Annotated in this window: 11 protein-coding genes; all 11 read left to right on the plus strand. The window is 51.9% G+C overall.

The window, feature by feature from the left end; all coding sequences use genetic code 11:
• The first annotated feature begins 49 nt into the window (after positions 1–49).
• The 11 genes from ACSHX2_RS14060 (at position 50) to ACSHX2_RS14110 (ending at position 9,340) form a co-directional block, all read left to right on the plus strand.
• Positions 50–787: an N-acetylmuramoyl-L-alanine amidase family protein gene (locus ACSHX2_RS14060; RefSeq protein ID WP_435693588.1), complete on the plus strand. Its 738-nt coding sequence runs from the start codon at positions 50–52 to the stop codon at positions 785–787.
• A complete protein-coding gene (locus ACSHX2_RS14065) occupies positions 780–1,190 on the plus strand; it encodes a hypothetical protein (RefSeq protein WP_435693589.1) in 411 nt (136 codons plus the stop codon). Before ACSHX2_RS14060 ends, ACSHX2_RS14065 begins: the two co-directional genes overlap by 8 nt.
• Positions 1,191–1,192: 2 nt before the next feature.
• On the plus strand, positions 1,193–1,741 hold the full coding sequence (locus tag ACSHX2_RS14070; protein WP_435693590.1) for a hypothetical protein: 549 nt from the start codon (positions 1,193–1,195) through the stop codon (positions 1,739–1,741).
• Entirely contained in the window at positions 1,734–2,003 is a 270-nt protein-coding gene (locus ACSHX2_RS14075; protein ID WP_435693591.1) for a hypothetical protein, read from the plus strand. The genes ACSHX2_RS14070 and ACSHX2_RS14075 overlap by 8 nt, the downstream gene beginning before the upstream one ends.
• A gap of 35 nt (positions 2,004–2,038) precedes the next feature.
• Positions 2,039–2,572 carry a hypothetical protein gene (locus ACSHX2_RS14080; RefSeq protein WP_435693592.1) on the plus strand — a complete coding sequence of 178 codons (534 nt, stop codon included), beginning with the start codon at positions 2,039–2,041 and terminating at the stop codon, positions 2,570–2,572.
• Positions 2,573–2,577: 5 nt separating this feature from the next.
• Entirely contained in the window at positions 2,578–4,203 is a 1,626-nt protein-coding gene (locus ACSHX2_RS14085; RefSeq protein WP_435693593.1) for a terminase large subunit domain-containing protein, read from the plus strand.
• 152 nt (positions 4,204–4,355) lie between these two features.
• Positions 4,356–5,807, plus strand: coding sequence for a phage portal protein family protein (locus tag ACSHX2_RS14090; protein ID WP_435693594.1), 1,452 nt, complete (start codon positions 4,356–4,358; stop codon positions 5,805–5,807).
• On the plus strand, positions 5,804–6,955 hold the full coding sequence (locus tag ACSHX2_RS14095) for a phage protease (protein WP_435693595.1): 1,152 nt from the start codon (positions 5,804–5,806) through the stop codon (positions 6,953–6,955). Before ACSHX2_RS14090 ends, ACSHX2_RS14095 begins: the two co-directional genes overlap by 4 nt.
• 81 nt (positions 6,956–7,036) lie before the next feature.
• A complete protein-coding gene (locus ACSHX2_RS14100) occupies positions 7,037–7,528 on the plus strand; it encodes a hypothetical protein (RefSeq protein WP_435693596.1) in 492 nt (163 codons plus the stop codon).
• Positions 7,529–7,604: 76 nt separating this feature from the next.
• On the plus strand, positions 7,605–8,624 hold the full coding sequence (locus ACSHX2_RS14105; RefSeq protein ID WP_435693597.1) for a hypothetical protein: 1,020 nt from the start codon (positions 7,605–7,607) through the stop codon (positions 8,622–8,624).
• A 251-nt stretch (positions 8,625–8,875) separates the two neighbouring features.
• Positions 8,876–9,340 (plus strand): phage protein Gp36 family protein, encoded by a 465-nt coding sequence (locus ACSHX2_RS14110; protein ID WP_435693598.1) that lies wholly within the window; start codon positions 8,876–8,878, stop codon positions 9,338–9,340.
• The last annotated feature ends 77 nt before the right edge of the window (positions 9,341–9,417 follow it).

The following is a 9,417-nucleotide window of genomic DNA, read 5'->3' on the forward strand; positions in this document are numbered from 1 at the left end:
CGATTTCGAAACCAGTGTGGAAGCCCCGCGATTTTAACAGATAGGAATAATGAAACTTGATGAAATACTAATTGTTTTAGATCCAGGGCACGGAGGGAAAGATCCTGGTGCTGTTGGGAAGCTAGGATTACGAGAGAGCGATGTGGTGCTTTCGGTCTGCTTGATCCTTGCAGAGAATTTGCGGAGCTACGGAGTACCAGTGAAGCTGACACGTGAGGTTGACGAGTTTCTGTCATTAGCTGAGCGCTGTGATTTAGCGAATAGTGCTAAGGCTACGCTATTTTTATCAGTCCATTGTAATGCGTCGACAACTGGCGCGACAGGTATCGAGACTTTCCACATGCTGGGCTCAGTGAAAGGTGCTGAGTTTGCTGGGTGTCTCCAGGACTCTTTGCTGGATGAGTTCACCGAGTCAAATGATCGAGGTGTTAAGCAGGAGTCTTATTATGTCCTGCGTAAAACTAAAATGGCAGCGGCTCTTGCTGAGCTTGAATTTATCGATGTGGCGGAGAAGGAGGAACTGTTTTCTCAGTCGCATGTGTTAGCGGCTTACGCTGATGCTCTGCTGGATGGTATTTTAGCGATGTTAGGCATTGCTAAGCGTGTTCCGCTGATCGCCAAGGGACTGCCGACCCTACCTAGCGGAAGGGAGAAGCGATGTTCAGAACGGCGCAAGCTTGTGATTAAGGGACTGGTCGCTGTGGCTGGTAATCTAGAGGCAGAGGCGAAGGCTATGCGAAAGCTGACTGAGGAAGTTTTAACGTGGGAGGAAGAAGCGGGTGAGTGATAAGTTAGAAGTGGGGAGTGTGGAGTCTCGGGTTGATGGAACTATTAAGGGTAGCTTGGAGGAGTTTAGCTATTCTGGTGAAGGTTTGTTTTTGTTCGCTTGTTTGAGCATAGATTTGAGTGCGTGGGTGAAGGATCGGAGTGATGGTGCTCTGGCTGAGCTGGGCAGATATATCCAAGGCCATGCGGCGGATCATAATAAAGGGGTCGCTGGGCTAGTTCATGAATGCGCGGTGGTGGAGCTGGGGCTCCGAGCACTGGAGGAAGGCGCGGCTGTGAGTGATGATGAGGCTCTGGAGCGGGCTGAGGGGTTTGACTCGGCATTTGCGGAGAGTGGGAAGTGTGGAGTGCGAAGTGAGGAGTGCTTGCACGATGAAACGACTGAGAAGGAGGCGGGGGAGTGATTATGCAAAATGCTTCATATTTGGCGAATATCGCGTTTGCGGGAATTTCTGGCTTCATTGGTGGTGAATCTATCTCAAACGGTTTTGCAGAAAGAATGCAGGATGGATTCGGGGTGTTTTCGGCTGTGGTCGGGCCCTATGTGTTTGATTTCCCATTTTTGGGGGTGTTGGGGGGTGCTACGCCTCATCCTGAGGCATTGACTGACTGGCTGGGTGTTCTGGGTTTTCTGATCGGCATAGCGGTGGGAGCGAAGCATCTGCTTAGCAAGAAGCCATCACATGCGGAGCTGGCGACGAAGGAAGAGCTGGGGAGCTATGTGAGGCAGAGCCAGTTTAATGAATTTAAGACAGAGGTGCGTGGCGACATGGCAGAGATCAAGGCTCTGATAGGGGGAGCTGTTAGCAAAGTGGAGGATTTTGCGGAGAAGAGTTACCAGGCGCGGAAGAGCATCCATAGGGATGTGAACCGTGTGGATAAGCAGCTGACTGAGTGCAAGACGCGCCAGGAGGAGCAGGAGAAACAAATCAACAAGTTAGAGAACCGTGGGTAAACCAAGAATATCAGATGTGAAGGGGCGTGAGCATGTGCGCGAGGTGGTGAATATGGCGCCGGGCTATGGCTACACGGAGAAGTCTCTGCTGGAAAATATCAATGAGCTGGCTGCACCGGCTGAGGCTAACAGGTCGCAGCTGCGTGAGTGGATAGAGTGGAACCATGATCGTGCGTATATCCGCACTGAGTTTAACGAGGATGTGGATGCTGATCTCTGGTTCATCACGGAAGAGGGGATAGCGAAGGAGAACATCCGCTAGGGCGGATGAAGGATAAAGGAAAAAGGATAAAGTGAATGAGCGAGCGAGAAATCAGAGCGGATGCAAAGCTGCAGAATCTACCAGAGGAGGATTTATTAGAGCTGTGGAAGTGGCGCAATCCGACCGAGGAAGGCGATACGAAGATGACTTACGAGGAGATCATTCTCGAAGTGCCTTTGCGGTTTGGTTTCACCGTTTCGTCTACGTCTACTGTTTCGGGCTTTTACAAATGGCTCAAGCAATGGAAGCGGACGCGGGATGCTCGGCTCCGTGCGGAGCAGGCGAAGCACGAATTGCTCGCACAGAATCCAGATGCTTCTGTGGAGGAGTTAGAGCGACTGGGGCAGATGATCTTCATGTCCGAAACTGTGGAGGACGGAAACGTGAAGGGGTTCGTGTCGCTGATGAAGGCTATAGCAGCCAATCGCAAGCTGCAGCTGGAGGAGCGCAGGGTGAAGCTGTTGGAGGAGAAGGCGCGGAAGGCGGACGAGGCGGAAGGGATTATGGGCGACCAAAATTTAAGCGAAGAAGAGAAGTCTGCGAACATGCGGGCGCTCTTTGGGATGTAAATATCATGGCGAATAAAACACTCAGACAAAAAGAAGCTATTGAGCAGTTGCGCGTGCAAGTGGATGACGCGAAGAAGTCTGCAGATGACAATGTGCTTTGGCAGCTCGGCAATGATGAGTTAGAGAAGCTGACGAAGGATCACAAGCTGGGTGATAACTATAGTGGGTGGAAAAATCCATATCCTGAAGCTGATCCGCGTTCGTTACTCTTAGAATATCAATTCCGCTATTTCCATGACAAGAGTCGCTTTAAGATCGGTATGCAGAGCCGTCAGAGCGGTAAAGATTTTACTACCCAAGGTGAGGCAGCAGCGGACTGTGAAAGTCGGAAGACTGAATGGATGACAGCTGCGCCATCTGAGCGTCAGGCATTAGATTCTCTGGATCAAGGAAAGGTGTGGTCTGAAGCTTTCGGTTTAGTGGCTGAAGACTATGTGGAGCGACGTGAAGGTTCTACAGACCAGACCTTATTGAAGAGCGCTGAGATCACCTGGTCTAACGGTTCTAAGAATAGAGCAGTGCCTGGTAAGCCGAATACAGTGCGTGGGCGTTCATCTAACTTGATTTTAACTGAGTTTGATTTCTTCGAGCAACCAGATCTTACATGGCGTGCCATTTTGCCATCTATTACCAACCCGCTACGTGGTGGCCAGAAGTGTGTGCGCATCATGAGTACTCCTAATGGCCAAGGTAGTGCGATGCATAAGCTTTGGAATAAGAAGCAATCCGCTAAGAGTAAAGTGGCATGGAGCAAGCATAAGGTGACGATCCTGCATGCTGTCTTGATGGGGTTACCGGTCGATATCGATGAGCTTCGCGAGATGTTCGATGATACTGAAGGCTGGCTACAGGAATTCATGTGTGAGTTCCTGGACACAGCGAGTGTGTTATTGCCTTATGAGTTGATAGGCGCTTGTGAAAGCATTGAAGCGACTGAATCTTGGAATATTGCAGATGCAGGCAGCACGCATCCAGTATTCATGGGGGTAGATTTCGGACGGCAAAATGATCCATCTGTGGCGTGGACGTGTCAGTTGATAGGAGGGACGCTGATCACTCGGGAAGTGCTTGTGTTAGAGAAGATGTCCTCACCAGATCAGCAACAAATCCTGCGTGATAGGATTTCTCAGGCGAGCTTATGTTGCTTCGATTATACGGGTCCTGGACTCGGTCTTGGTGATTACCTGGTAGAGGATCATGGCGAGTGGGATGCTCAAAAGCAGCAGTATGGTAAGGTCGAGTTATGTACATTCACTGTGGCGCTGAAGCGTGAGATCTTCTCTAAGACAAGGCAGAAATTTGAAGAGGCCGGAATCAAAATACCTATAGGTACAGAGATTCGTGAGGATCTGCACCAGATGCAGCAAACCTATAACGGTGATAGTTATAACTACTGGTCACCAAGGACGCGTCTAGGTCACTCTGATAGGTGTACAGCTCTGGCTCTATGTATTCGGGCAGCTAAGTTGGCAGGCTCTTCAGCGCCATTTCATCATCAGTCTGTACCTATGGGCAGACAACACGGATCACATGGGATGATAGATCAACGGTCAATGGGTGGAATGATGGGTGCTGGCAATATGTTCGGCGTAGGTAATCCAGAGATCACGAAGGGAGGTAGATACTCATGAGTGGTGTGATAGTGGATAGATTTGGGCAGCCGCTTATTCCTAAGCGAGTGGATGCTAGACGGGGGAATCCTACTTTATTTTTGACGCCAAAGTTGCTGCAGCAGCAGTTGAGTCTATTTAGCCGTGGGCGGATAGCTCCGCTGGCTAGGACAATGGACTGGGTGGAGGAGCATGATGCGATGACATCGAGCGTGGCTGAGAAGTCTAAGGTTTCGGTGACTCGGCATGGCTTTGATCTGATCAAAAAGAAGAATGTGGAGAAGGAGCTGAATGATCTGGCCGAGCAACAGCAAAGCGTGCTGCAGAGCTTTTTCGATAATCTCCATGTGCATGATGCTGAGGATGAGGACGAGTGCGGTGGTGTGAGGCTGCTGCTGAAGCAGATGATGAAGGCTTTCGGTCAGCGCTATTCTGTACACCATCTTATCTGGGAGCCGAGTGCGGCGGGGCTGAGCCTGAAGACGAGTTTTGTGCCGTTGTGGTTCTTTGAGAACACACAGGGGCGGATGCGCTTTATTGGTGACAGTGGACTGAGCGCGGATGGCGTGTCGTTCGATGAACTGGGCGGTGATAGCGCGTGGATGGTGAGCAAGGGGCGCGGAGCTAGTCTGGCTGGGATGGCGTGCTATATGTTCGCTAATCTGCCTTTGCTGGACTGGGTGACATATTGTTCCCGGCACGGTATGCCAGGATTTCTAGGCAAGTCTAACGGTCAGCCGGATTCTAAGGAATGGCAGTCGATGGTGAGTGCTATTTATAGCATGTCTAGTGAGTTTTCTGCGGTGGTCAGTGGTCAGGACTCTGTTGAGGTTTTAGATCTGACAGCGAATGGACAAGCGCCTTACCCGCCGTTGATCGAGATGATGCACAGGCTGTTAGCCATTCTTTGGCGCGGAGCTGATCTGTCTACGATGAGCAAGGGCGCTGGCGTGGGTGCCAGTGTACAGGATGATGAGACGGCGGCGCTGGATGAAGATAATGCAGTGTGGCTGAGCGAAACGGTCAACCGGCACATTACGAAGCGCGTGATAGCGTGGCACTTTGGCGAGGACGCTCCAGTGTTAGTAGATTTCGAGGTGCGTACAGCGCAACGTGATGACCAGAAGCTGGCGCTTAGAGTGTTCGGCGAGCTGGCGGATCGTGGTGTTCAGATTCCAATCAGCCATGTGAATGAGCGCTTCCAGATTCCTGAGGCCGGTGAAGATGAAGAGTGTCTGGGGGTGAAGGAAAATGGGGAAAGGAAAAAGGAGAAAGGCCGGGACGATGAATCCGAGACTGATGCAGCCGAGACTGATGAAACTGCGGTGCTGAATAGTGCGAGTGATCGGGAGGCGCTTTTAGAAAATGCGCTGGCGGATCTAGTGGGGGTGACTCCTGAGACTTTAAGACCGGTCGCAGAGGTTCTGCAGGATCTCGAAAAGGCGGCTGCAGATGAGGATCTGGACTACGAAGGATTTCTCGATGCGGCGGATGAGCTGGTGCTGACGCTGCCGGAGTATTTTGAGCCAAGCAATACGGCGCTGCTAGTGGAGGCGCTGGAAGCTGCGATGGGTACGGCTGCGGTGCAGGGCGTGCGCGAATCTTTAACTAATGACGAATTATGAGCAAAGAGCTTTTAACACCAAGCGGCCTGATGGCTGCGCTGAATCAAGAACCTAACGACAAGGGTGAGCTGTGGTTCATCGTGAGTAAATACGGAGACTTTCCGAATACTGGGCTCGATATCAAAACAGGAAGATCGCTACCGATCACGCAGCGCTTTGGTAAAGCTGAAGCAGTCGAAATGGTGGATAATTTCAAGGGCGTGTTTAACCGCGTGTCTCACCTGTTCCGTGGTCTGCCGATTTATGAAGGCCATGCGGACCACCCGCAGAAGATGCGCGAGAATCCAGATGGTGCGCCGAAGGCTGTAGGGCGAGTGAAGGAACTAGAAGTGCGTGAAGATGGACTGTGGGCGCGTGCGGTGATGAATGAAATGGGTGTGCCACTGATTAAAGGCGATGCAGCTCCGTACAGCGGGACCTCGCCATTCTGGTGGACTCTGGACACGGGTAAAAAAGAGAAGGGTAGATCCGTTCAGAGACCTATCAGCCTGCAGAGCATAGCGCTCACCAATGACCCAAATATCGAGGGGAATTTTATCGGTATGAACCAATTTCAAGGGCTTGAGGCGCTGGAGGATTCTGGCGCGAAAGAGCAGGCCGAAAACAACAATCAACCAAAACAAAAAGATACCATGGATCCAAAAATGATACGTGAAAAGTTGGGGCTCCCTGAGGATGCCAGTGACGATGCTGTAGGTGGAAAAATTTCCAGCATCCTGAAGGAAATCGCGTCTCTGAAGAAGGAGAAAGGCGATGCAACTAGCAAGCTCACGGCTGCTAATAGCAAGGTGACGAGTCTTACTGATGAGCTGAAAGGCTTTAAGGAAGGTGAAGTGACTGCGCTGCTGAATCAAGCGCTCACAGATGGCAAGATCACCGAAGCTCAGAAGGAGCAGTGGCAAGGTATGCTGAACTCTAATCTGGAGTCCGGTAAAGCTATTCTCGATGGCATGAAGGGCGGCACTGCTGCGCTGAATACCGCTGACCAAATCAAGGGCAAAGTGGTGAAGGGCAATGACGCTGCAGGCACGGCGAGTCTGAACTCACGCATGCAGGAGTATGCGAAGAAGCACTCTCTCGATCTCGGTAAGGAGGCGCACTACGACCAAGCTTACGACGCTGTCAGTACGGCTGAAGCCAACGACTAAAAATATGGTGGCGGCGTGCTCGGCGAGCCCGCCCTACCAAGCAACCAAATCTAACAAACAAAATAGAAAGACACGACAAAGATGAAATTCATCCATTCAATCATGCTTATGCTCGCGGCTGCGTTTTATGCGCTGCGCTACAACAAGCCAGTACTCATGTCAGCGAATACGGCTGACACCTCCGGCTCCCACACAGGGCCGATCAGTTACATTGCGGGCGAAGACCTGGTAGTCAACCGACTCGTGCAGTTTGCAGATCCAGCTGATCCACATGATAGGACAGTGGAGTATGCGGACGGCACTGGGATAGTGATCGGCGTGACGCTGGGCAGCTCTGACACTGGTGAAGCGGTGGCTGTGCATGTATTCGGTGCTACTCCAGGCACGGTGAAGATAGAGACTACCGGTGACATTGATCGCCTAGACCAGATCTCACCTGCGGCTGATGGAATCGGTATCGTAGCTGGTGACGGCGCTGCGCTCTCTGCTGATGTGGTAGCGGTAGCGATGGAAGGTAACGATCTCAATGATGAGGTCGAGTGTGTGGGCAATGCGGCACCATTGTTCGCCTAAATGATAACGGCGTGCTCACCGAGCACGCCCTACAAAAATCAAAGGTTTAACGAATCAAGAAAAGGAAACAATTATTATGAGTAAAGGAATTATTCAACTCGCAGCGATCCCTGCTCTAGCAGGTGCATCACTAACACACGGCCAAATGTATGCCGTGAACAACTCTGACATGCAGTCCGCGCACCGCGTGGATCAGCTAGATCAGTATCTGTTCGGTCTCCCTGAGAGCGATGCTGAAAAGGCACTCAGTGAACTCTTCCCTGAGATAGAGGTCGGTCGTAGATTCGACTGGTACTCAGTATCGGGCTCAGCAATGACTGAGGTGGATGACAGCGATGTGCGTGCTCCGCAAGCGCTCTTCAAGCGTGTGACAACCGATCCGAAGACTGAAAACTCTACCAAGACAGTGGAGAAGGGTCTGGCGATGGTAATCGACCGTAGCATGGTGGGAGCTCACACTACACTGGAGCGTGAAAAGCGCCGTGCGGTGAAGCAACTGCGCAACCGCTTAGCTCGTATCGAGTACCGCCGTGGTCTCGAGCTGCTCAACGCGAGTGCCACAAACGCTGACAAGGACTGGACGGACGCAGACGCGGATCCAGATGTGGACGTGGAAACCAATGTGGATTCACTTGGTGAGCCGCAAGACACGGTGATTTACTCCCGCACCGCGTGGTCTAAGCGCCGTGCAGCGTATCGCACCAAGGACGCGGCGAATGCTGTGGTGTCTGATCATGCGCGTATGGGTATGAGCGAGATCGCTGATTTCCTCGGTGTGAAGGAAGTGACCAAAGATGATCTGCCTATCTCTAAGGGTAAGAAGGATGGCAAGGCGGTGACATATACCGATAAGGTGATTTCTTACTTCCGTGGTGAGCAAGGCGTGGTTTCCGCTGAGGAGATCGACCAGCTCAATCCTACATCTGTTGTGCGCTTCTACACTCCTGCTGACCAAGGCGCTGATGGCGTGAGTGGTAACAAGTGGGGTGTACTCGAGTACGAAACAGAGCGCATGACTGTGGTGGCGGTGTTCCACTATTCCAAGATGGTGGCGACGAATACGAAGAACATTAAGAAGATCACGCTGACGGCTTAGTGGGGCTTGCACTCCTTGCGGCGATGCCGACGCGTCGTCCGCAGGGTAGGGCTTGCATTCCTTGTGGTGATGCCGACGCGTCGTCTGCAGGGAGGTCCTCAACATTTTTCAAATGGCGGCATGCACAGGTGCTCGAACACCGCTGCCATTTTTGACCAATAAGGCCATTTTGTTCGGCCTCTGCTCATCCCGCTGGGGTGGGCAGCATCGAGCGAAACGCCGCAAGTGATAAGGATAAAGGAGACAAAATAATGGCTTGGGAAGAACTAACAATCAATGATCTGAAGGGTGCGCTTAATGCGACGGAGCTGGATGCGTACTCTACGGAGTTTGCTGATGAAGCGGTGCCTGAGCGTGCGCTAGAGATTCTGGAGCAGGTGGTGCAGCAGGTACGTGGCGACATAACCAGTCACTCACTGAATACGATGAGTGTGGATGATGCACTGATCCCTGAAGCCTACCATGCGCATGCGCTGGCGATAGTGCGCTACAAGCTGCTGGCGACTCTACCCTATGTGGAGATCACTAAGGCGAGGGAGAAGGAGTACGACCAGGCTAACAAGTTTTTTGAGTCGGTAGCGGTTGGGAAGCGCCGGCCAGAAGCTGCAGCTGATGCCCGTGATAATACAGCGGCGGATGAGAGACCTAGCTCAGGTGCGCAGGTGGTGACTAGCCGGCCCCGCATCACTGGGCGGGATAATATGGCGGGGCTTTAGAAGTTAGAAGTGAAAAATTAGAAGTGAAAAGTCCGGTGTGATGAAACCTGGACTATTGAAAAGATACAGAATTTAGA

It is taken from the genome of Rubritalea sp. (assembly GCF_051252225.1).
Classification (GTDB): domain Bacteria; phylum Verrucomicrobiota; class Verrucomicrobiia; order Verrucomicrobiales; family Akkermansiaceae; genus Rubritalea.

What these genes read in the sequence shown, in the direction of transcription:
- ACSHX2_RS14060 (WP_435693588.1), top strand. Translation starts at nt 50, where the DNA reads ATGAAACTTGATGAAATACTAATTGTTTTAGATCCAGGGCACGGAGGG.
- ACSHX2_RS14070 (WP_435693590.1), top strand. Translation starts at nt 1,193, where the DNA reads ATGCAAAATGCTTCATATTTGGCGAATATCGCGTTTGCGGGAATTTCT.
- ACSHX2_RS14080 (WP_435693592.1), top strand. Translation starts at nt 2,039, where the DNA reads ATGAGCGAGCGAGAAATCAGAGCGGATGCAAAGCTGCAGAATCTACCA.
- ACSHX2_RS14100 (WP_435693596.1), top strand. Translation starts at nt 7,037, where the DNA reads ATGAAATTCATCCATTCAATCATGCTTATGCTCGCGGCTGCGTTTTAT.
- ACSHX2_RS14095 (WP_435693595.1), top strand. Translation starts at nt 5,804, where the DNA reads ATGAGCAAAGAGCTTTTAACACCAAGCGGCCTGATGGCTGCGCTGAAT.
- ACSHX2_RS14090 (WP_435693594.1), top strand. Translation starts at nt 4,356, where the DNA reads ATGGACTGGGTGGAGGAGCATGATGCGATGACATCGAGCGTGGCTGAG.
- ACSHX2_RS14105 (WP_435693597.1), top strand. Translation starts at nt 7,605, where the DNA reads ATGAGTAAAGGAATTATTCAACTCGCAGCGATCCCTGCTCTAGCAGGT.
- ACSHX2_RS14085 (WP_435693593.1), top strand. Translation starts at nt 2,578, where the DNA reads ATGGCGAATAAAACACTCAGACAAAAAGAAGCTATTGAGCAGTTGCGC.
- ACSHX2_RS14110 (WP_435693598.1), top strand. Translation starts at nt 8,876, where the DNA reads ATGGCTTGGGAAGAACTAACAATCAATGATCTGAAGGGTGCGCTTAAT.